General features: G+C 61.6%; 20 protein-coding genes. 7 read left to right on the top strand and 13 right to left on the bottom strand.

The features are described from left to right. The first annotated feature begins 69 nt into the window (after window positions 1-69). The 6 genes from ACVTFQ_RS08795 (at window position 70) to ACVTFQ_RS08770 (ending at window position 7,073) form a co-directional block, all read left to right on the top strand. Entirely contained in the window at window positions 70-1,587 is a 1,518-nt protein-coding gene (locus tag ACVTFQ_RS08795; RefSeq protein ID WP_111563543.1) for a helicase HerA domain-containing protein, read from the top strand. A gap of 178 nt (window positions 1,588-1,765) precedes the next feature. Then, on the top strand, window positions 1,766-3,220 hold the full coding sequence (phoA, locus tag ACVTFQ_RS08790) for an alkaline phosphatase (protein WP_111563544.1): 1,455 nt from the start codon (window positions 1,766-1,768) through the stop codon (window positions 3,218-3,220). A 308-nt stretch (window positions 3,221-3,528) separates the two neighbouring features. Further along, window positions 3,529-4,146 carry a 30S ribosomal protein S4 gene (gene rpsD, locus ACVTFQ_RS08785; RefSeq protein ID WP_018902188.1) on the top strand — a complete coding sequence of 206 codons (618 nt, stop codon included), beginning with the start codon at window positions 3,529-3,531 and terminating at the stop codon, window positions 4,144-4,146. 75 nt (window positions 4,147-4,221) lie between these two features. After that, a complete protein-coding gene (locus ACVTFQ_RS08780) occupies window positions 4,222-5,151 on the top strand; it encodes a glutaminase (RefSeq protein ID WP_111563545.1) in 930 nt (309 codons plus the stop codon). A gap of 70 nt (window positions 5,152-5,221) precedes the next feature. Beyond that, the gene (gene ttcA, locus ACVTFQ_RS08775; protein ID WP_112437036.1) at window positions 5,222-6,115 is read left to right on the top strand and encodes a tRNA 2-thiocytidine(32) synthetase TtcA; all 894 of its coding nucleotides are present in this window, start codon (window positions 5,222-5,224) and stop codon (window positions 6,113-6,115) included. Window positions 6,116-6,248: 133 nt separating this feature from the next. After that, window positions 6,249-7,073 (top strand): inositol monophosphatase family protein, encoded by an 825-nt coding sequence (locus ACVTFQ_RS08770; RefSeq protein ID WP_111563547.1) that lies wholly within the window; start codon window positions 6,249-6,251, stop codon window positions 7,071-7,073. Between the two features lie 37 nt (window positions 7,074-7,110). Here the strand turns inward: ACVTFQ_RS08770 and ACVTFQ_RS08765 are convergent, their stop codons facing one another. The 7 genes from ACVTFQ_RS08765 to ACVTFQ_RS08735 form a co-directional block, all read right to left on the bottom strand. Beyond that, window positions 7,111-8,391 carry a multidrug effflux MFS transporter gene (locus ACVTFQ_RS08765; RefSeq protein WP_111563548.1) on the bottom strand — a complete coding sequence of 427 codons (1,281 nt, stop codon included), beginning with the start codon at window positions 8,389-8,391 and terminating at the stop codon, window positions 7,111-7,113. Window positions 8,392-8,437: 46 nt separating this feature from the next. Continuing rightward, window positions 8,438-9,643, bottom strand: coding sequence for a multidrug effflux MFS transporter (locus ACVTFQ_RS08760; protein ID WP_111563549.1), 1,206 nt, complete (start codon window positions 9,641-9,643; stop codon window positions 8,438-8,440). Between the two features lie 142 nt (window positions 9,644-9,785). Next, window positions 9,786-10,121: a Grx4 family monothiol glutaredoxin gene (grxD, locus tag ACVTFQ_RS08755; protein WP_018902196.1), complete on the bottom strand. Its 336-nt coding sequence runs from the start codon at window positions 10,119-10,121 to the stop codon at window positions 9,786-9,788. 278 nt (window positions 10,122-10,399) lie between these two features. Next, on the bottom strand, window positions 10,400-10,633 hold the full coding sequence (locus ACVTFQ_RS08750) for a BolA/IbaG family iron-sulfur metabolism protein (protein ID WP_018902199.1): 234 nt from the start codon (window positions 10,631-10,633) through the stop codon (window positions 10,400-10,402). A gap of 20 nt (window positions 10,634-10,653) precedes the next feature. Beyond that, entirely contained in the window at window positions 10,654-12,888 is a 2,235-nt protein-coding gene (purL, locus tag ACVTFQ_RS08745; RefSeq protein ID WP_111563550.1) for a phosphoribosylformylglycinamidine synthase subunit PurL, read from the bottom strand. A gap of 123 nt (window positions 12,889-13,011) precedes the next feature. Then, complete coding sequence (locus tag ACVTFQ_RS08740) at window positions 13,012-13,578, bottom strand: acyloxyacyl hydrolase (RefSeq protein WP_018902201.1); 567 nt, start codon at window positions 13,576-13,578, stop codon at window positions 13,012-13,014. 142 nt (window positions 13,579-13,720) lie between these two features. Beyond that, window positions 13,721-15,139, bottom strand: a complete 1,419-nt coding sequence (locus ACVTFQ_RS08735) for an aminotransferase-like domain-containing protein (RefSeq protein ID WP_111563552.1) — start codon at window positions 15,137-15,139, stop codon at window positions 13,721-13,723. An 81-nt stretch (window positions 15,140-15,220) separates the two neighbouring features. Between ACVTFQ_RS08735 and ACVTFQ_RS08730 the strand changes: the two genes are divergently transcribed. Beyond that, window positions 15,221-15,472, top strand: coding sequence for a DUF1127 domain-containing protein (locus ACVTFQ_RS08730; protein WP_111563553.1), 252 nt, complete (start codon window positions 15,221-15,223; stop codon window positions 15,470-15,472). 24 nt (window positions 15,473-15,496) lie between these two features. Here the strand turns inward: ACVTFQ_RS08730 and ACVTFQ_RS08725 are convergent, their stop codons facing one another. The 6 genes from ACVTFQ_RS08725 to ACVTFQ_RS08700 all read right to left on the bottom strand — a co-directional run bounded on the left by ACVTFQ_RS08725 (window position 15,497) and on the right by ACVTFQ_RS08700 (window position 20,458). Then, window positions 15,497-15,895 (bottom strand): hypothetical protein, encoded by a 399-nt coding sequence (locus ACVTFQ_RS08725; RefSeq protein ID WP_111563554.1) that lies wholly within the window; start codon window positions 15,893-15,895, stop codon window positions 15,497-15,499. A gap of 48 nt (window positions 15,896-15,943) precedes the next feature. Then, a complete protein-coding gene (purQ, locus tag ACVTFQ_RS08720) occupies window positions 15,944-16,615 on the bottom strand; it encodes a phosphoribosylformylglycinamidine synthase subunit PurQ (RefSeq protein ID WP_111563555.1) in 672 nt (223 codons plus the stop codon). Then, window positions 16,612-16,869, bottom strand: a complete 258-nt coding sequence (locus ACVTFQ_RS08715; RefSeq protein ID WP_111563556.1) for a hypothetical protein — start codon at window positions 16,867-16,869, stop codon at window positions 16,612-16,614. The genes purQ and ACVTFQ_RS08715 overlap by 4 nt, the downstream gene beginning before the upstream one ends. Before the next feature lie 19 nt (window positions 16,870-16,888). Then, complete coding sequence (gene purS, locus ACVTFQ_RS08710; RefSeq protein ID WP_018902207.1) at window positions 16,889-17,131, bottom strand: phosphoribosylformylglycinamidine synthase subunit PurS; 243 nt, start codon at window positions 17,129-17,131, stop codon at window positions 16,889-16,891. A gap of 46 nt (window positions 17,132-17,177) precedes the next feature. Continuing rightward, a complete protein-coding gene (gene purC / locus ACVTFQ_RS08705) occupies window positions 17,178-17,942 on the bottom strand; it encodes a phosphoribosylaminoimidazolesuccinocarboxamide synthase (protein WP_018902208.1) in 765 nt (254 codons plus the stop codon). Between the two features lie 230 nt (window positions 17,943-18,172). Then, window positions 18,173-20,458: a GGDEF domain-containing phosphodiesterase gene (locus ACVTFQ_RS08700; RefSeq protein ID WP_111563557.1), complete on the bottom strand. Its 2,286-nt coding sequence runs from the start codon at window positions 20,456-20,458 to the stop codon at window positions 18,173-18,175. Window positions 20,459-21,185 lie beyond the last annotated feature (727 nt).

Genomic DNA, 21,185 nt, shown 5'->3' with positions numbered 1-21,185 from the left:
TTCGGTAGGCCGAGCATTCCGCCACGAATCTGCTAAAGAGTGGCGTTGATTTCAGAAGGGGAATGGGACTTGCAGGTTGGTATCGATATGGGATCGGCGTCGGGAGGCAATCCGGCCACGCTCGATATCGAGGAGCTGCTGGCGACCCGTCTCCTTGTTCAGGGCAATTCCGGCTCCGGCAAGTCGCATCTGTTGCGGCGCCTGCTCGAGCAATCCGCGCCGTGGGTGCAGCAGGTCATCATCGACCCCGAGGGCGATTTCGTCACGCTGAGCGACAAGTTCGGCCACGTTGTGGTCGATGGCGAGCGCACCGAGGCGGAGCTCGCTGGTATCGCCAATCGTATTCGCCAGCACCGTGTCTCCTGCGTCCTCACGCTCGAAGGGCTTGAAATCGAGCAGCAGATGCGCGCGGCAGCCGCCTTCCTCAACGGCATGTTCGATGCCGATCGCGAGTTCTGGTATCCCGTGCTCGTCGTCGTCGACGAAGCGCAGATGTTTGCGCCGTCGGTTGCCGGAGAAGTCTCGGACGATGCGCGCAAGATGTCGCTCGGCGCGATGACCAACCTGATGTGCCGTGGCCGTAAGCGTGGTCTCGCCGGTGTCATCGCCACGCAGCGCCTGGCCAAGCTCGCCAAGAACGTCGCCGCCGAAGCCTCCAACTTCCTGATGGGCCGTACCTTCCTCGATATCGACATGGCGCGCGCCGCCGACCTGCTCGGCATGGACCGGCGCCAGGCCGAAATGTTCCGCGACCTGAAGCGCGGTAATTTCGTTGCTCTCGGTCCGGCCCTGTCGCGCCGCCCGCTGCCGATCCAGATCGGCAATGTCGAGACCTCGGCGCGTTCGTCGAGCCCGAAGCTGATGCCGCTGCCAGACTCTCCTCAGGATGTCGAAGACCTGATCTTCACGCCGGATCCCGAAGAATTCCAGCGGCCGATCGTGCGCCGCGCGGCTCCCGCACCGCGTCCGACAACCGATATCCTGGCCGAGCTTTCGCGCTCCGCACCGGCCGCCACCGCGCCGCAGCCAGCCGAAGGCCGCGCCAGCCAGCCGGAAATGTCGGCGGAAGACCGCGAGGAGCGCGTATCTGCCGTGCTCAGCGAGATCCTCGACGATCCGGGTTCGGGTTTCCGCACGGATTCGGTGCTCTATCAGGAATTCCTCGTGCGCCTTCGCATGCGCCGCGTGCCGGGATCGCCGATGTCGCTGCCGGAGTTCCGCCGCCGCGTCGCCGTATCGCGCTCGGGCGTCGATCCCGAGACCGCTGAGACGGAAGCCTGGGCCACGGCACTGTCGCTGTCATCTGGTGTCACGGATGATCTGCAGGGCGTCTTCCTGATGCTCGCCAAGGCCGCCGTCTGCGGCGAGCCTTGCCCGTCCGACGCTCGCATCGCGCGCGCCTATGGCACGCATTCGGCGCGTCGCGCCCGGCGTCTTCTCGGCTATTTCGAGGAGCAGGGGACGGTTGTCGTGCACACCGATTTCTCCGGCAAGCGTATTGTCGCTTTCCCCGACATCAACTGCCAGACGGCACCTGGTGATGCCAATGCGCCTGATGTCGATGGTGTGCAGTCGGCTGCTGAATAAAAGCGGTCCGCTTTCATATTCATATTTTGAGATAAAAGCCGCCTTGCGGTTTTTTGTTGTGTATCGGTATTTCGGTACACGATAGGGTTGATCCTGTCACATGCTGTTCATCTCAGGGGTGGATAACCCCGCATGCCCCACGCGGGCGTAGACCTTTTGCCCAGAGGAGATGTTGGCCATGTCGAATTCCACCCGTGCGATCACCGCATTCGCAGCAGCATTGCTTGCAACTGTTGCCATTCAGCCAGCGCATGCCGCCGATGCCGCTGCAACCAAGCTCATGGAGCGCGGAGCGAGCGAGGACCTGAGCACGCCCGGCGGCGCGCGCCGCATTTCCGGCGACATCACCGAAGCCTACCGCGCCGCGATCGTCGACGGCCGCCCGAAGAATGTTATCCTTCTGATCGGTGACGGCATGGGTGATTCCGAAATCACCATCGCACGTAACTACGCCGTCGGCGCCGGCCAGTATTTCAAGGGCATCGACGCGCTGCCCGTCACCGGCCAGTACACCCATTATTCTCTCGACAAGAAGACCGGCAAGCCGACCTATGTGACCGACTCTGCCGCATCGGGTACCGCCTGGGCAACCGGCGTGAAGAGCTACAATGGCGCTATCGGCGTCGATATCCGCGAAGAGGCGCACGAGACGCTGCTGGAGAAGGCCAAGGCCGCCGGTCTGGCCACAGGCAACGTTTCGACCGCCGAGCTGCAGGACGCGACGCCTGCCGTGCAGATCGCCCATGTGACGCAGCGCAAGTGCTACGGTCCCGAGGCGACCACCGAGAAGTGCGCCAGCAACGCGCTCGAGAACGGCGGCAAGGGCTCGATCACCGAGCAGCTGATCAATGCCCGCGCCGACGTGACGCTCGGCGGCGGCGCCAAGAGCTTCGGCGAGACGGCGAAGGCCGGCGAATGGAAGGGCAAGACGCTGCGCCAGCAGGCGGAAGAGCGCGGCTACAAGATCGTCACCAACGCCGATGAACTTGCCGCCGTCAAGCAGGCCAATGACAGCGCCCCGGTTCTCGGTCTCTTCGCCGAGGGCAACATGCCGATCCGCTGGCAGGGCCCGCAGGCGAGCCACCACGGCAATGTCGAGAAGGAGCCTGTCGTCTGCAAGCCGAACGAGAAGCGCACATCGGCCACGCCGACGCTGGCGCAGATGACCTCGAAGGCGATCGAGCTTCTGAGCACCAACGAGAAGGGCTTCTTCCTGCAGGTCGAGGGCGCCTCGATCGACAAGCAGGACCATGCGGCCAACCCGTGCGGCCAGATCGGCGAGACCGTCGATCTCGACGAAGCCGTTCAGGAAGCGCTGAAGTTCGCGGAGCAGAAGGGCGATACGCTCGTCATCGTCACCGCCGACCACGCCCATGCCAGCCAGATCATCGACGCAAGCACCAAGGCTCCCGGCCTGACGGAAGCGCTGATGACCAAGGACGGCGCCGTGATGGCTGTCAGCTATGGCAACTCGGACGAAGTCGACGACCAGGGTCATACCGGTTCGCAGCTGCGTATCGCGGCCTATGGTCCGCGTGCGGCCAACGTCAGCGGTTTGACCGACCAGACCGACCTGTTCTACACGATCAGCGACGCGCTAGGTCTGAAGGCACAGAAGGCAGCGATGAAGTAAGCCGGCCGGGCCTTCTTGGAAGCAAGCCGCTTCGGCTTTCTCGGAAGTAAGCCGTTCCGGCTTCCTTGAGATCATACGGTTTTGCCGGTGTGGCCATGGATTGTGATTGACATTCCAGTGACTTCACCCTAAAGACCACGCCAGCACGGGGCAGCAATGTCCCGTGTTTCATTTGACATGTCCCGTGGAGTTTCCAGTTCGCGTAACCGGAAAATCCTGTCGGGCCTCCCTCAAAGAGGCCAAAGGAGGGCGTGTTTCCTTCGAGCGGTTTGGAAACAGACCGCCGTAACATTCTGAAAGGAAATACGATGAGCAAGCGCGAATCGTCCAAGTACAAAATTGACCGCCGTATGGGCGAAAACATCTGGGGCCGTCCTAAGTCCCCGGTGAACCGCCGCGAATACGGCCCGGGCCAGCACGGCCAGCGCCGCAAGGGCAAGCTCTCGGACTTCGGTGTGCAGCTGCGCGCCAAGCAGAAGCTCAAGGGTTACTACGGTGACCTGCGCGAGAAGCAGTTCCGCGCGATCTTCGCCGAAGCAGCTCGCCGCAAGGGCGACACTTCTGAAAACCTCATTGGTCTGTTGGAATCCCGCCTGGATGCGATCGTTTATCGCGCCAAGTTCGTTCCGACCGTCTTCGCTGCCCGTCAGTTCGTCAACCACGGCCACGTGACCGTGAACGGCGTTCGCGTCAACATCGGTTCCTACCGTTGCAAGGCCGGCGACGTCATCGAAGTTCGTCAGAAGTCCAAGCAGCTGGTTTCGGTTCTCGAAGCTATCAGCCTGGCTGAACGCGACGTTCCTGAGTACATCGAAGTCGACCACAACAAGATGGTTGCTACCTTCGCTCGTGTACCGGCTCTCAGCGACGTACCGTACGCTGTTGTCATGGAACCGCACCTGGTGGTCGAATTCTATTCGCGTTAATTAGCGCGAGGCGTTTTCGCATACGGAAAAGCCGCCTCTCGGGGCGGCTTTTTTGTTATCTTGAGAGGAGTCGTGATGACGGATTTGCAGGCAGTCCTCGACAGTATCTATACCGAACTTCAGCCGCGCATCGGCGAGGGCAAGGTCGCGGATTATATTCCTGAGCTTGCGAAGATCGATCCCGCACAGTTCGGGCTCTCGGTCGTCACCGTCGATGGCGAGGTCTATAGCGTCGGCGATGCGGCCGTGCCGTTTTCGATCCAGAGTATCTCCAAGGTCTTTATGCTGACGCTGGCGCTCGGCAAGGTCGGCGAGGGGCTTTGGAAGCGGGTCGGGCGCGAACCGTCGGGCAACTCCTTCAACTCGATCGTCCAGCTTGAGCAGGAAGCCGGCATCCCTCGCAATCCCTTCATCAATGCCGGGGCGATTGCCGTTGCCGACGTGGTGCTTGCCGGACACGAGCCGCGCGAGGCGATCGGCGAAGTCCTGCGTTTCGTGCGCTATCTGGCCGACGACGAGACGGTGACGATCGACGACAAGGTCGCCAAGTCCGAGACGCAGACGGGCTACCGCAATTTCGCGCTGGCCAATTTCATGCGCGCCTACAAGAACATCGATCATCCGGTCGAGCATGTGCTCGGCGTCTATTTCCACCAGTGCGCGCTGTCGATGACCTGCGAGCAGCTGGCCCGCGCCGGTCTCTTCCTCGCTGCCCGCGGCGCGAACCCGATGACCGGCCATTCGGTGGTCTCGCCCAAGCGCGCGCGACGCATCAACGCGCTGATGCTGACTTGCGGCCATTATGACGGATCCGGCGATTTCGCCTATCACGTCGGCCTCCCCGGCAAGAGCGGCGTCGGCGGCGGCATCTTCGCGGTGGCGCCCGGTATCGCCTCGATCGCGGTCTGGTCGCCTGGCTTGAACAAGGTCGGCAATTCGCAGCTCGGCGCGGTCGCGCTGGAAATGCTGGCGGCGCGCACGGGATGGTCGGTTTTCGGCGATTGATGCTGGGTTGTGGCGCGGCTTTCTGCTAGACGGGGTTTGGTTTCGACCTGGGGCCTGAACGGATGAGACAATGAATATCGCAGCCAATATCGCGCTAAGCATCGGGGACGAGCTTGAAACGCCTGAGACCGAGGGCGCGATCGCGCATGCGCTGTTTGCCGATGCGCCAAGCTCCGTGTCGTTCAACAAGCTGCGCAAGCGGCTGCTGCGCCAGGTGCGCCAGGCCTTCGACGATTTCGGTATGCTGAACGGACAGAAGCGCTGGCTGATCGGACTTTCCGGCGGCAAGGATTCCTACGGCCTGCTGGCGCTGCTGCTCGACCTGCAATGGCGCGGCCTGCTGCCGGTCGAACTCGTCGCCTGCAATCTCGACCAGGGTCAGCCGAACTTTCCGAAGCATATCCTGCCGGAGTATCTGACCAAGATCGGCGTCAGGCACCGGATCGAGTATCGCGACACCTATTCGATCGTGAAGGAGAAGGTTCCGGCCGGTGGCACCTATTGCTCGCTCTGTTCGCGCCTTCGTCGCGGCAATCTCTATCGCATCGCCCGCGAGGAAGGCTGCGATGCGCTGGTGCTCGGCCACCACCGCGAGGATATTCTCGAAACCTTTTTCATGAACTTCTTCCACGGCGGCCGCCTGGCCTCGATGCCGGCGAAGCTCCTGAACGACGAGGGCGACCTGATGGTGTTGCGGCCGCTGGCCTATTGCGCCGAGGACGACATGGCGAAATTCGCCGCAGCCATGCAGTTTCCGATCATCCCCTGCGACCTCTGCGGTTCGCAGGACGGGCTGCAGCGCAACGCCATGAAGGACATGCTCGCCGATATCGAGCGCCGCATGCCCGGCCGCAAGGACACGATGCTGCGCGCGCTCTCGCATGTGAACCCGTCGCATCTGCTCGACCCCAAGCTTTTCGACTTCGCCGGCCTGATGGCGGGCGATGCCGCGCCGAAGACCTGATTTCGTCGGCGCCTTAGGGCGTGCCGGGGCATTGGGTGTCTCTGTGCGCTTAAGTTCTTGTTTTGACACATGTCGTTGTCGCAAAATTGCGGCATAGTCTTTCGACATGTCACAGCGCCAGGAAGGATGAACCATGGTCTCCAAGATAGATGTAACGACGCTTGCCGATCTCTTGCGGCGGGCGGCGAAAGCGGAAATATTGCCTCGCTTCCGCCGGCTCGGCAGCGACGATGTGCGCGCCAAGACCGAAGCGACCGATCTGGTGACGGAAGCCGATCTGGAAGCCGAGCGCATGATCAAGGCCGAGGTCGCGACGCTGTGGCCGGAAGCGCTGTTCATCGGTGAGGAATCCGTCGCGGCCGATCCGGCGCTTCTTGGGAAGCTGAAGGATGCGTCGCTATCGATCATCGTCGATCCCGTCGATGGCACCTTCAATTTCGCCTCGGGCATTCCCGCCTTCGGCGTCATGGCCTCGGTGGTCGCGAATGGCGAATGCATCGCCGGCATCATCTACGATCCGATGGGCGACGACTGGGTGATCGCGGAAAAGGGCGCCGGCGCATGGCTGAAGCGCCCCGATGGCGATACGCAGCGCCTTCGCACAACCGCGCCCGTGGCGCTCGAGCAGATGGTCGGCATGGCCTCGACGGGCTTTCTGGCGCCAGCCAAACGCGCCGAAGTGCTCGCCAACCTCGCCAAAGTCCGCTTCATCTGCAACTACCGCTGCGCCGCGCATGAACATCGCGCGTTTGCCGGCGGCCACGTGCATTACCTGATGTACAACAAGCTGATGCCCTGGGACCACCTCGGCGGTACGCTCGCCTGCGTCGAAGCCGGCGGCTACGCAGCGCGCTTCGACGGTTCGGCCTATCTGCCGCAGCATGTCGACGGCGGCCTGCTCATCGCGCCGGACAAGGAGAGCTGGGAGCTGCTGCGGCGTGAGGTGTTTACTGTTTAGAATAAAAGAAGCCCGCCAAATCGGCGGGCTTCGTATTTTAGAAATGCCCAGCGCCCGGATCGAGCTGCGGATCGTCGCCCGGGTGGGTGAAGAGCTTGCCGCCTTCGGCCCAGAGCGTGGCTGCGATGCTGATCAGGCCGAACAGTGCGAAGCCGCCGAAGAGCGGCTGTACCGTGCCATTGAACAGCTGGCCCACCGCGCCGCCGAGGATGGCGCCGAAGGTGGTGGAGACGAAGCCGGTGATCGAGGTAGCGGTGCCGGCGAGATTGCCCATCGGCTCCAGGCTGATCGCCGTGAAGTTGGTAGCGATCACGGCGAACATCATCAGCAGGATCGTGAACAGCGTATAGGCCAGCGTGAAGCTCGGCGTGCCGCCGAGCGCCTTGAAGAAGCCGATCGCCGAGATGATGGTGAAGAGGATCATCGCGACATGAGAGATGCGGCGCATGCCGAATTTGCGCACGAAGAAGCCGTTGGCGAAGTTGGCGACCGCGATGCCGCCGGCGGTCGCCGCAAAGGCGATGGGGAGCCAGTCGCCGAGACCGTAGACCTCGCCGAAGACCTGCTGAACAGAGATCACGTAGGCGCTGATGACGGCGGTGAACATGGTCAGGCCGATCATGTAGCCGCAGGTGATCTTGTTGGTCAGAACCGTCTTGAAGCCATCGACGACATTGCCGAAGGAGAGCGGTATGCGCTCTTCGCGCGGCAGCGATTCCTTCAAACGAAGGGATGCCCAGAGGAACAGGATGGCGCCGACGATGCCGAGCAGGATGAAGATCCAGTGCCAGTTGGCATAGGTGATGATCAGCTGGCCGACTGAGGGGGCGACGATCGGCACGATCATGAAGACGATCATGACATAGGACATGACACGCGCCATCTCGCGGCCGCCGAAGCAATCGCGGACGACCGCCATGGTGGTGATGCGGACGGCCGCGCCGCCGAGGCCCTGGATGAAGCGCATGACGAGCAGCATTTCGAAGCTGCCGGTGGCAGCTGCGCCGAACATGGCCAGCACATAGACCGCGAGGCCACCGAGCATGATGTTGCGGCGGCCGAATGTGTCCGACAGGCTGCCGAAGATGATCTGCGAGACGCCGAAGCCGAGGAAGAAGACGCCGATGACGAGCTGCGCGTCGTTGGCGTTGGCAACGTTGAGCGCATGGCCCATGGCGGGAAGGGCAGGCAGCATGCTGTCGATCGCCATGGCGACGCTTGCCGTCATGATGGCGATGGTGATGACGAATTCGAGGAAGCCCATGCCGATGCGGCTGGACCCCTGGTTTTCGGTATGCGGCTTATGGGGCGGCGTCATATGATTGTCCTGAAATATAAATGTGTCTCAACCGTCGCATGCTTCATCAAACAGCCGGATTATGCGGCTGGAAGAGCTTTCCCTTCTCGGCGATCAGCACGAAGACGAGGCCGATGATCGAGACCGTGAAATAGCCGGCGACCATCGGAAGTGCCGTGCCGTTGAAGGCCTGGCCGATGCCGGCGCCGATCAGCGCGCCACCGACGGTGCTCATGAAACCGAGGACCGAGGAGGCGGTGCCGGCGACGTGGCCGAGCGGCTCCATGGCCAGCGAGTTGAAGTTCGAGCCGATCCAGCCGAAATTGAACATCGCCAGGCCGAAGAAGCCGATGAAGAGGAAGAACGGCATCGGGTGTGGGCCGAGTATCAGGGCCAGCAGCCAGACCGTGTTGATGGTGATGAAGGCAAGGAGAGCGCCGTGCGATAGCCGGCGCATGCCGAACTTGCCAACCAGGCGCGAGTTCAGGAACGACGACATCGACATGAAGACCGCGACGCCGGCGAAGGCGAAGGGGAAATAGACGCCGAGGCCGTAGATGCCGACATAGATCTGCTGCGCGGAATTGATGAAGCCGAACAGTGCGCCGAAGATGAAAGTGCTGGCGATCGTGTAGCAGAGCGCCACACGATTGGTGAGAACGACCTTGAAGCCACCAAGCACCGATTTTGCGGTGAAGGGGCGAACGTTTTCCGGATGCAGCGTCTCGGGCAGGCGGATATAGGCCCAGCAGGCGATGAGGGCGGCCATCACGGCGATGAAGAGGAAAATCAGGTGCCAGCTGCCAAAGAGCATGATGATCTGGCCGCTGCCGGGCGCGATGACCGGAACGATCATGAAGACCATCATGATCAGCGACATGACCTCGGCCATCTGCCTTCCGCCGTAAATGTCGCGAACGATGGAGATGGTGATGACGCGGGTGGCCGCGGAGCCTAGCCCTTGGATGAAGCGCAGGATCAGCAGGCCTTCGAAGGTCGGAATCAGCGCGCTGCCAAGCGAGGAGCAGATATAGATGCCGATGCCGGCCAGCAGTGGGAGGCGGCGACCGAAGCGATCGGACAGCGGACCGTAGATGAGCTGGGCAAAACCGAAGCCGAGAAGGTAGCTGGAAACCACGAACTGGCGGTGATTTTCGCTTTCGACGTTCAGACTGGCGCCGATCTGCTGCAGCGCCGGTAGCATGATATCGATCGCCAGCGAGTTGATCGCCATCAGGAAGGCGGCCAGCGCGATGAACTCACCCTTGCGCATGGGGATACGACCCACATGCGCGGCTTGTGATGAATCTGTCACAATGTAATTCCCAAAAACAGGCCAAGGCGCTGTTCAGCACAGCGCCTCGGACTCAAAATACGGAAATGGAAACCGGGCGGACGCCCGGTGACCGGTCAGGTCAGGCAGCACCGCGAACGGTTACGCCGTTTTCCTGGAAGTGCTGCTGCAATTCGCCAGCCTGGAACATTTCCTTGACGATGTCGCAGCCGCCGATGAATTCACCCTTGACGTAAAGCTGGGGAATGGTCGGCCAGTTGGAGTAATCCTTGATGCCCTGGCGGATTTCCGAATCAGCGAGCACGTTGACGCTCTTGTAGTCGACGCCGATGTAATCGAGAATCTGCACGACCTGGCCGGAGAAACCACACTGGGGAAACTGCGGCGTGCCCTTCATGAAGAGGACGACGTCGTTGGTCTTGATTTCGTTGTCGATGAATTCGTTGATGCCGCTCATGGGACCTAATCCTTTCAACAGGCGAGTTAAAGGCCCGCCGTTTCAATCGTTAAGCTTAGATAGCATGTGACGACCGGAATTCCAGCAGGTGGGAACAAAAAAAGGAGTGCCCTATCGGTCTGATGTTCTGGCTGTTGCCGATCCGTTACGGATTGAGGTTCGGCAACCGCTGCGCGCCTCATTCAATGTCGATGAATACTTCCGCGCCTGGTTGGCGACCGGGAATCAAAAATGCCCGGCGGAACCGGGCATTTTTCAACAAGCTTTGACCGCCGTTCTTATTCTGGCGCGGAGGTTTGCAGCGCCAGCGCGTGCAGAACGCCGCCCATATTGCCCTTCAGCGCGTCGTAGACCATCTTGTGCTGCTGCACGCGGCTCTTGCCGCGGAAGGCTTCGGCTACGACTTCGGCGGCGTAATGATCGCCGTCGCCGGCCAGATCACGAATGACCACCTTTGCGCCGGGGATGCCGGCCTTGATCATGTCTTCGATGTCACCGGGTTTCATGGCCATGGTCGATTACTCCTTGCGCATCATTCCGCGGCAGCGAGCGTGCCGCTGCCATCCATGAATTCAGGGAACCATGATTCATGGGCGTGGCGCAATTGCTGAATCGGAAGCGACAGCAGATCGTCGACGACAAGCGCGTCGCCCTCGACCGTGCCGAGGCGGCGGAACGGAACGCCCGCACCTTCGGCGTTGGCGCAGACGAAGCTGGCGACATCGGCCGGAACGGTCAGAACGTAGCGCGCCTGGTCTTCACCGAAGAGAAGCCCGTGGGTTTCGCCGCGACCTTCGCTGAGGCTGATTTTCAGGCCCTTGCCCGAGGACATCGCCATTTCCGCCAGAGCAAGCGCCAGGCCGCCCGAGGAAATGTCGTGGCAGGCGGTTGCCTGGCCGTTGCGGATGACCGAGCGGACGAAGTTGCCGTTGCGGCGTTCGGCGAAGAGGTCGACTTCCGGCGGCGGGCCGTCGGTGCTGCCGAGAATGTCGCGGAGATAGATGGAGGAGCCGAGGTGGCTGCCGTCGGTGCCGATCATGATGACCTTGTCGCCATCGGATGCGCTGCCGATGCGCGCCATCTTCTTCCAGTCACCAAGCAGGCCGACGCCGGCGATGGTGGGGGTCGGGAGGATCGCGACGCCATTGGTCTCGTTGTAGAGCGAGACGTTGCCCGAGACGATCGGGAAGTCGAGTGCGCGGCAGGCTTCGCCGATGCCCTTCACGGCCTGCACCAGCTGGCCCATGATCTCGGGCTTTTCCGGGTTGCCGAAGTTGAGGTTGTCGGTCGCCGCCAGCGGCTCGGCGCCGGTTGCGGTGATGTTGCGCCAGCATTCGGCCACAGCCTGCTTGCCGCCTTCGAACGGATCGGCCTCGACATAGCGCGGCGTCACGTCGGAGGAGAAGGCGAGCGCCTTGGTCGGGTGCGTGTCGACGCGCACGACACCGGCGTCGCCACCCGGCAGCTGCAGCGAGTTGCCCTGGATCAGCGTGTCATACTGTTCGTAGACCCAGCGGCGGCTGGATTCGTTTGGCGAGCCGACGAGCGTGAGCAACGCCTGGCCGTAATCCTCGGGGGCCGCCACCAGATTGGCCGGCAGGGCCGCGCGCTTGTCGGCCTCGCGCCAAGGGCGGTCATATTCCGGTGCCTGATCGCCGAGATCCTTGATCGGCAGGTCGGCCACTTCAACGCCCTGGTGCATGACGCGGAAGCGCAGGTCATCCGTGGTCTTGCCGACGATCGCGAAATCGAGGCCCCACTTGACGAAGATCGCCTTGGCCACTTCTTCCTTGGCGGGCTCGAGAACCATGAGCATGCGCTCCTGGCTTTCCGACAGCATCATCTCGTAAGCGGTCATCTGGTCCTCGCGCACCGGAACGGTGTCGAGATCGAGCAGGATGCCGAGGTCGCCCTTGGCGCCCATTTCGACAGCCGAACAGGTAAGGCCGGCCGCACCCATGTCCTGGATGGCGATGACGGCGCCGGTCTGCATCAGCTCGAGGCAGGCTTCGAGCAGGCACTTTTCGGTGAAGGGGTCGCCGACCTGAACGGTCGGACGCTTTTCTTCGATCGATTCGTCGAATTCGGCCGATGCCATGGTCGCGCCGCCGACGCCATCACGGCCGGTCTTGGCGCCGAGATAGACAACGGGAAGGCCGACGCCCTTGGCTTCGGAAAGGAAGATGCCGTCGGACTTGGCAAGGCCGGCCGCGAATGCGTTGACGAGGATGTTGCCGTTATAGCGCGCGTCGAACTCGACTTCGCCGCCGACCGTCGGAACGCCGAAGGAATTGCCGTAGCCGCCAACGCCGGAGACGACGCCGGAAACGAGATGCTTCGTCTTCGGATGATCAGGCGCGCCGAAACGCAGCGCGTTCATGGCTGCGATCGGGCGGGCGCCCATGGTGAAAACGTCGCGCAGAATGCCGCCGACGCCGGTCGCCGCACCCTGGTAGGGCTCGATGTAGGACGGGTGGTTGTGGCTCTCCATCTTGAAGACGACGACGTCGCCGTCATCGATATCCACGACACCGGCGTTTTCGCCCGGGCCCTGGATAACGCGCGGACCCTTGGTGGGGAGCGTGCGGAGCCACTTCTTGGAGGATTTGTAGGAGCAGTGCTCGTTCCACATGGCCGAGAAGATACCGAGCTCGGTGAAGGTCGGCTCCCTGCCGATCAGATCCAGAATCCGCTGGTATTCGTCCGGCTTCAAGCCGTGGGCGGCGATCAATTCTGGAGTGATCGGGCGGGTATTGGAAATGGTCATGAGCTCTGCGAAGTCCCTGCCGTTGCGCGATTTCGGTGTCTTTAGCCTAAGTGGGTGCGGCGCGCGACAGAAAAAAGCCCGCTGTTCACAGAGAGCGGGCTTCGTAGCGCAATATCGGGAAGTTTAGAACTTGTAGCCGACCTGGATGCCGGCGCGCGTCATGCCGTTATTCGGCCCATCGCAGAGATTGGCGTGCGAGGAATGGGCGACTTGCGCCATGACATTCCAGTGCGCGTCGAAGCGATAACCGGCGCCGACATATTCGTGGAAGAGGAAACGACAGCCGAGATCGGGACCATCGGCGCTGTTATCGAGATCGCCATTGTGCCAGACCCCACCGAAACCGGCTTCGGCGAAGACCTTCTCATTGAAATTGACCGTCCAGGCGAGACCGCCGAAGATCTGCGTCGCTTCGCCCGAGGTGCCGATCGAGGTGCCTAGGTTCAGGCGGGGACGCGCGAGCGTCTGCTTCCAGTCCGTTGCCGTATCCTGGCCGAACGGGTCGAAGAAGACCGTGACTTCGGGGAAGACGCCATCTTCGTGGCTGTGGCCGCCCTGTATCGACGCCGAGGCGCCAAAGCGCAATTCGTCGAAGATCTTTTCATCCGCATGGGCCGAGACCGGCAGGAGCGAGATGTTTGCAAGGAGAGCCGCGAGAAGTAGTCCGCGACCGGTCGATGCCGATGCCATGCTGTTCATTGTCATGCGCCGCCTTTGGTGCCGGCGCAGATCGCCGTCCTCACCCTAATTGGTAGCATGCAAATCGATTCGGTAAAGCAGACAGGTGCTGAAAGCCCTAGATTTTAACGGGTGCGGCTGATCTGCAACAGCTTTAGACCTCGCCGTCGTATCCCGCACCGCCACTTTCAAGCAGGCGTCGAACTGTCATCAAACCTGCAACCATTTCTCCTCTATCCTTGGGGGAGGAGAAGCTGACGCGCACGCGGTGATAGACCTTGTCGGTCCGGGCCGCCTTGAACTCGTCTTCGTCGTCGATCAGCACGCCATCGCGGAAGGCGGCGTTCTTGAAGGTGCCGGAGAGCCAGGGATCGGGAAGTTTTAGCCAGATGAACGGCACATGCGGGTGCGAGACGAAATCGAAGCCATGAAGCGTCTCGCGCGCCAGCCGCTCTCGCCCTGAAAGCTCTGTGATGCAGGCCTCGCGGATCTCGTGCGCCTCGCCGCTTTCGACAAGCCGGGCGCAGGCTTCAGCCAGAATGAAGGGCAGGCCGCCGGTGATCATCTTGTGGGTGACCTTGATGCGCTGCGCGAAATGCGGCGGGCAGGCGACCCAGCCGCCACGGATGCCGGCGGCCACCGATTTCGAAAGACCGCTGATCAGGAAGGTGCGATCGGGCGCCAACGAGGCGAGCAGCGGGTTTTCGTCGCCGGTCATGCCGCCATAGAGATCGTCCTCGATCAGCCAGACCCCATGTCTGCGCGCGATCTCGGCGATCTTGGCGCGCCGCTCATGCGGCATGGTTGATAGAGTAGGGTTGTGGGCCGTCGGCATCAGGAAGGCGAGCTTTGGGTGTTGCTGCGAGCAGAGGCGCTCGAAATCATCGGGAATGACGCCATGCTCGTCGGAATCGACGGTGATGGTCCGCCGGCCAAGGATGCGGGCGCTGCGGCTCACCTGCGTATAGCTGAGGTTCTCGAAGACAATCTTGTCACCGGGTGAGGATATCGCCGAAATGACCGCGATGGCGGCCGCGTGTGCGCCGAGCGTGGGAACGATGTTTTCGGTGTCTGGCGCCCAGTCGTTGCGCGATAGCCAACGGCGCCCGGCTTCGTACCAGTTTTTCGGGAAGACGCGCGAATAGGAGGAGATCTCGGCAAGCTGCTGCTCGCCGATATCGGCAAGGATGCGGCCGATGGCTTTCCCTTGGCCAAGATCAGGAGCCGCCGTCGTGTCGAAGCGGATTTTTCCCGATGGCGCGTCGATTGTCCTGGTGCCGCCGAGCGCAATCGTCAGCGGATCGGGCTGGTTACCCGGTGCCGTCTCCGCCCGGTCCAGCACGTAGGTGCCGCGTCCGACTTCGCCCGCCACCAGGCCGCGCTCGTGCACCAGCGCGTAGGCGCGGCCGATTGTGCCGATTGTCACGCCGATATCATACGCGAGATTGCGCTGCGGCGGCAATTTGCTGCCTGCGGGCAGGGCGCCGCTGGCAATGGCGGATTCGATATTGTCCGCGAGCCGCAGATAGACCGGGCCGGAACCACGCGAGAGATCAGGGAGCCAATTTGTCATGATGACAATTTCCTAGATTGTCACCCTTATCCTGTCAAGTCTATCAGGGTGAACGCATACAATCAGCGATCGGATAGTGACATGTCAGTAGCGCCTGACTTCAGGAGAGACAATCGGCTCCACCAAACGGAGCAATACCGTGAAACGCCGAGGTTCAACCGGCACGATGTGTGGGCGGCTCTTGGCCGCGTTTGGGACAAGGTCGCGCTCTGGCAGCAGAAGCGGGCCAGCCGGCGCGTGCTCAGGGATCTGACGGATGCGGAACTCCTCGATATCGGCATCAGCAGGGCCGATGCCGGCAAGGAAGTCGGTAAGTCGTTCTTCTGGGATTGAAGGCTTGGGCGCGCTATCGGCCGCTTAGCTGCAACTCTTGTTGCCGCCGGCCCAGCGCGTGACGTCGCCGGCAATGCGTGGGCGTGCCGGGCTGTCCATCATCGGGCCGAAGGCGTCCAGCTTTGAAGGGTTGCCTTCCGCCTGGACGACCAATAGTGGCCGGCTTTCCGGGCTCCCCTTGTGGACGACGAGAATGCGCGGGCGGCCGGAGAAGGAATTGAGCTCCGGCGCCAGCTTGTAGGCGGAAAATGTCGCGTCGCCCGACTTGAACCAGCAATTGTTGGCCGCCACCGCCACGCGTTCCATGGTCGACAGCGCACTGCGGTCCTGGCTGGGTGCCGGTGTCTTGGATTGGCAAGACGCAACCAGTGCCGCGGTCGCGGCAATGGTGAGGACATGTGTCAGGGGAAGGTGAGGGCGCATCGATCTTGCTCCAGTGGACCGGATGAATGGCCTCATATCCGTTTAAGGTTAAGCAGCGATTACGTCGAGCGCGGAAGCGAACAACGCCCGGCCGTCGGAGCCGCCATGGGCGGCTTCGATCAGGTTTTCCGGATGCGGCATCATGCCGAGCACGTTGCCGCCCTCGTTCATGACGGCGGCGATGTCGTTCAGCGAGCCGTTCGGGTTGGTGCCCTCGGCGTAACGGAAGACCACCTGGCCGTTGCCTTCGATCTTTGTCAGCGTCTCGGCGTCGGCGAAGTAGTTGCCGTCGTGGTGGGCGACCGGGCAACGGATGACCTGGCCCTTGGCATAGGCGCGGGTGAAATCCGTCTCGGCATTGGCCACTTCGAGCTTGATCTCGCGGCAGACGAACTTCAGCGAGGAATTGCGCATCAGCGCGCCGGGAAGCAGGCCGGATTCAACGAGGATCTGGAAGCCGTTGCAGACGCCCAGAACCTTCACACCCTTGTTGGCCTTCTCGATGATCGCCTGCATGACCGGCATGCGCGCGGCGATCGCGCCGCAGCGCAGATAGTCGCCATAGGAGAACCCACCAGGAATGACGATCAGATCGACATCGGGGATATCGGTCTCCGTCTGCCAGATCGTCACCGGCGCCTGGCCAGAGATCTTGGTGAGAGCGGCGATCATGTCACGATCGCGATTGAGGCCCGGAAGCTGAACGACGGCGGATTTCATGGGTGTTGTTCAAACCTTGCTTGTGCTTCTGCGAGTTCTCGAAGTTCGAGACGGTTTTCGATGCGTTCGAGACGTTGGTCGTGACGGTCGAGCACGCTGTAGATGTTGTGAATGTCCTGGTTTACTGAAACGAGTATCCCCCGCATGGAGTTCAACTCGCTTCTCATTTCGTTCTGAGTGTGTTTCAGCCCCGAAATTTCGGCCTGAATGCGCTTAAAGAACTCAAACATAAATTCTTGTGTCACTTCAGCCATCGGACAATCTCCGCAACCGTTAGTCGAGAGAAATAGTATAGTTCTCGATAACGGTGTTGGCGAGGAGTTTTTCGCACATGGCCTTGATGTCGCCTTCGGCCTTGGCCTTGTCGGTGCCTTCGACTTCGACGTCGAATACCTTGCCCTGGCGGACATGGCCGACGCCGTCGAAGCCCAGCGCGCCGAGCGCGCCTTCGATGGCCTTGCCCTGCGGATCGAGAACGCCGTTTTTCAGCGTGACGGTTACACGAGCCTTGATCACTTTGTCTTCCCTGCCTTTTTAGCGAATGTCTTGCTTAGCCGTTATGTTACTTGACGAGAACCGGACCAGTGCCGCGCACAGGCTCGTTCTCGTTGATGATGCCGAGGCGGCGCGCCACTTCCGAATAGGCTTCGAGAAGGCCACCCATGTCGCGACGGAAGCGGTCCTTGTCCATCTTTTCCTGGGTGTCGATATCCCAGAGACGGCAGCTGTCCGGCGAGATTTCATCGGCGAGGATGATGCGCATCATGTCGCCTTCATAGAGGCGGCCGCATTCGATCTTGAAGTCGACGAGCTGGATGCCGACGCCCAAGAACAGGCCGGTCATGAAGTCGTTGACGCGGATCGCCAGCGCCATGATGTCGTCGAGCTCGGCGGGGTTGGCCCAGCCGAAGGCGGTGATGTGCTCCTCGGAGACCATCGGGTCTTCGAGCGCGTCCGACTTGTAGTAAAACTCGATGATCGAGCGCGGCAGGACCACGCCTTCCTCGATGCCAAGGCGCTTGGCCAGCGAGCCGGCGGCGACATTGCGCACGACGATCTCAAGCGGGATCATCTCGACTTCGCGGATCAACTGCTCGCGCATGTTGAGGCGGCGGATGAAGTGCGTGGGAATGCCGATCTTGTTCAGATGGTTGAAGATGAACTCGCAGATGCGGTTGTTCAGAACGCCCTTGCCATCGATGACTTCGTGCTTCTTCTTGTTGAAGGCGGTGGCGTCATCCTTGAAGAACTGGATCAGCGTGCCTGGCTCGGGTCCCTCATACAGAATCTTGGCCTTGCCCTCGTAAATACGGCGGCGACGGTTCATTGCGATTGTTCTCTTGTCGTTGGCGCTCTTGGGATTAGCGCGAGTGGATCGATCTCGTGGCGTCCCCATAAAGGAAAAGCGAGGGTTTCACAATCCGCCTGTCACTCCTTCCCTCGGATTCCGGTCTTCCGGAGCACCGATGCGAGAATCGAATGTCTAAGAAATGCATTCTACCCCGTTTCCCGGCTTAACAAAACGACCGTAGGTTTATGCCGGGGTTGTGCAGTGTTTTATTTGGAGGCAGTCGCCTTGCTCGGCTTGCGGGGCGCCGGCGTATTTGCGGCTGCGGCCGCCTGGCGCCAACTCGCGGAGCGAATGAAGGAGGGGATCTGCATTGCCGGCATGGGGCGGGCCAGCGCATAGCCCTGCAGCACATCGCAGCCGAGGTCGCCCAGAATACGCGCGTGCTCCATGGTCTCGACGCCTTCGGCGGTCACCAGAATGCTCAGGGAGCGACCGATCTCGATGATCGAGCGGACGAGCTTGCGCTGCTCGGACGAGGTCGGCAGCATGCGGATCAGTTCGCGGTCGATCTTCAGCGTCTTCGGGCTCAGCCTGAGCAGGCTGACGATCGAGGCGTGGCCGGTGCCGAAGTCGTCGATCTCGATGTCGATGCCGAGGCGGCGGAACTGGCGGAGATTGGCGATGACGGCGTCGTCGCAATCATCGAGCGAAATGGATTCCAGAAGCTCGAAGGCGATGGTTCCGGGCACGATCTTCAGCGCCCGCAGCTTCTTGCCGAGCGCCGGATCATCAAGTCTCCGGGAGGAGACATTGACGGCGATCTTCGGAATGACGATGCCTTCGCTCTCCCAGGAGGCGCGGTCGGCCAGCGCCTGCTCGAGAATGACGCCGTCGATGGTTGCGACGACGTTGATGTCCTCGGCGATGTCGAGGAAGCGATCGGGGGCCAGCAGGCCGTGTTCGCGGTGCTGCCAGCGGGCGAGCGTCTCAACGCCTGTGACATCAAGCGTGCGGGCATCGAACTGCGGTTGATAGAAGGGCACGAATTCGCGCCGTTCGAGGCCGATCAGGATATCGTCGGCCAACCGCTTGCTGGCGATCACCTGGCGGCGGGCATCCTTTGAGAAGAACTCGTGCCGGTTTCGGCCGCCGCTCTTGGCGCGGTAGAGCGCAATGTCGGCGTTGAGCAGGAGTTGCTTGCCGTCGAGCATCGGGCCGCTGTCGGTGGCGATACCGACGCTCGCGCCGAAGCGGCATTCGTGATGCTCGTAGCGGATCGGGCGGCTCAGCTCGCGCACGATGCGCTCGGCCATGTTGGAGATCTTCTTCGGCGTCACATCGAGCGCACAGAGTACCACGAACTCGTCGCCACCGATGCGGGCGACGAAATCGCCCGGCCGAACGGTCTCGGTCAGCACAGATGCTGCGTGCTTCAGCATGGCGTCGCCGGCGCGGTGGCCGAGCGTGTCGTTGATCTGCTTGAAGCGGTCGAGGTCGATATGCAGCACCGCAAGCGTATCGTCGGTCGTGCTTGCTCTTGTCGAATATTCTTCCAGCTTGCGGTCGAGATAGCGGCGGTTCGGCAGCCCGGTCAAAAAGTCATGGAGGGCGAGATGCTCGATGCTCTCCTTGGCCGCCTCGAGTTCGCGGTTGTGGGCCTCGGCGAGGTCCTTGGCGCGCTGGAGCTCGGCGTTGAGCGCCACTTCCTCGGTCACGTCCCAATTGGCGCCGATCAGCTTGCGGTGGCCGTTGCCGTCGATGAAGAAGGCCGCCTTGGCGCGGATGACGCGCTCGGCGCCGTCGCCGCGGATGATCCTGAATTCGTGCTGGAAGCCCGACTGGCGCTCGATGTTCTCCGCCACCGTCGCCTGCACCCGCTCACGGTCGTCGGGATGCAGCGTTTCGGTCCAGACGTCGCCCTGCGAGGCGCGTGTCGGGTTCGTGATGCCGTAGATCCACAAGAGGCGCGCGTCCCACTCGACGGTGCCTGCATCGAGATCGGATTCGAACACGCCGATCCCTGAGATGTCGAGAGCAAGATCCAGCCGCCGCGACATGTGCGCCAGCCGCTCTTCGGCCTGCTTGCGGGCGGTGATGTCGGTGTCGGTGCCGACGAGGCGGGCAGGCATGCCGTTCTCATCCCATTCGACACAGGCGCCACGGCATTCGATCCAGATCCAGTGGCCGTCCCGATGCCGCTCGCGATATTCGAAGACACGGAAATTGGGGTCGCCAGCATTCTGCCGGTCGATCGCCTCGATAACGAAGGCGCGGTCGTCGGGATGGATCAGCGCGATCCAGACGTCGTAGTCGCCATCCGCCTCTTCGTCGGGCGCCATGCCGCGCATGGTCTTCCATGTCTCGGAGTAATAGCGTGTTCCAAGCTTGAGGTTGTGATCCCATACGCCGAGATCCGAGCCGACAAGCGCGTAGTTCCAGCGGCTTTCGCGCTCGACGAGCGCGTCGGTCTCGCGTTCGGAAGCATTCGCTGAAGCGATGCTGTCACCGCTTTTGCTTGAACCAATCGGTTGATCAGGGCTCTTCTTGGTCAATGCTCGCACTCGCTCGTCTGGCGTGTGTCAATTTGCTTGTATTAAATTAAGCCCAGCTTAATTTCCGATGATAAAAAAGCCAAGTATATTCAATTGGATGGCCGGCGCGTTACCAAGTTTAGTTGCTGCTTTGTCTCCCCTCGGTGTTTGCGGCGTGTCGCAAAGAGCTCAGCGGCTTCAATTATGATCTCGCCGAAGCAGGTCAGAAGCTAACGAAGGTACGCTATCGGGATGTCACCCGCTACTGCCCCCAACGAGGTCTAGGTGTTGTGATTGACGTTGCGGTGGCGGGAGTAGCTGGCAGTCTCAAGTGAGAAGAGGGCGGCTTTCGGGCCGCCCTCTTTTTATTCATTACTTGCGACGACCTTTAGTCTCGTCCTGGCGAAGCACGGAGCCCGCCAAAGTTCGAACCTCGGACTTCGTCGGAGTTTTTCCGCCGAGTACCTTGCCGGCAATCGACGATGCTTTGTTGCCACTCTGGGCCTTAGGCATTGGTGGTAGTCCCTCTGGCCTTGCAAAGATGGCCTTTGGGGTCTACAACGAAGTTGCTTAGACGACGCAGCATCCCCGGCTTGTCTACGGCGACCAGGGACCGCAGCTCAAACACACAAAGGCACGTCGATTTAGAATCGGCGTGCTTTTTTAATGCCCGAATCGGAACATTAACGCAAGGTAAATTTTAGGTGGGAATTCTAGCTACGGTGGGGATATACCGCTTCGCTACCAG

Source organism: Rhizobium sp. O111 (assembly GCF_055616315.1).
The sequence above is the reverse complement of the archived record's forward strand: the minus strand, read 5'-3'. Positions and strand labels throughout refer to the sequence as shown.